Annotated in this window: 1 pseudogene; it reads right to left on the bottom strand. The window is 54.0% G+C overall.

The features are described from left to right. Positions 1 to 558 precede the first annotated feature (558 nt). A pseudogene (locus HMPREF3147_RS13040) lies at positions 559 to 698 on the bottom strand (aminotransferase); the annotation flags it as partial.

Here is a 698-nt window from a genome sequence, read left to right as displayed (position 1 = left end):
ACACCAAACAAAACAAACAACTCAATACAACCCCTTCAGGGCCCTAGACAACACCCACTGTCTAGGGCCCTGAAGGCGTTTCCAACCCTCATAAAACCAAGCCGCACCATCTGTAGTCAACGGCCAGAGGATTCTAAAAGTACAGACCCGAAAGTACAGACCCGCTGGTCGCAGCCAAGTACAGGCCCGCGTCTGCTGATCAGTCACCTGCAGGTCTGTACTTCCACGTCTGCACTTATAGGGCCTAGACACCAAGCCTGGGACGCAAACAAACCTTGCTATAGATTTACCCACGGCCAGAACAACGACCTTCCCGCACCACCAAAAACCTTCCCGCATAAACGAAAAATTCTCAACAATTTCGTCAGCTAGGTCATACACCCGAAAAGTATCGAGCAGGTTACAGCAATCCGAAAGTTAGCCGCCTCTATCGAGCCATCAACCTTTTCCTTATACCCCGGCCGAAGCAAAAATGGTCCCCCGACCACCGCTACAGCGGGCCGAGGGTAACTCTACAAGGACAAAGGAAAGACTCTACGTTTAACGCAGGGAGGATGATCATGCAGTGAGGCGGCAGACTGCCTCCCGGATGACCTCAGGGCGCTTGCAGAAAGCAAAGCGCACCTTGTACTTCCACGGCTCGGGATTGTCCGTGAAGGCCGCCAGCGGGATGGCGGCCACGCCCTTCGTTTCGGGCA

The sequence above is a fragment of the Corynebacterium sp. HMSC05D03 genome (genome assembly GCF_001807205.1).
GTDB classification, from domain to species: domain Bacteria; phylum Actinomycetota; class Actinomycetes; order Mycobacteriales; family Mycobacteriaceae; genus Corynebacterium; species Corynebacterium aurimucosum.
The sequence above is the reverse complement of the archived record's forward strand: the minus strand, read 5'-3'. Positions and strand labels throughout refer to the sequence as shown.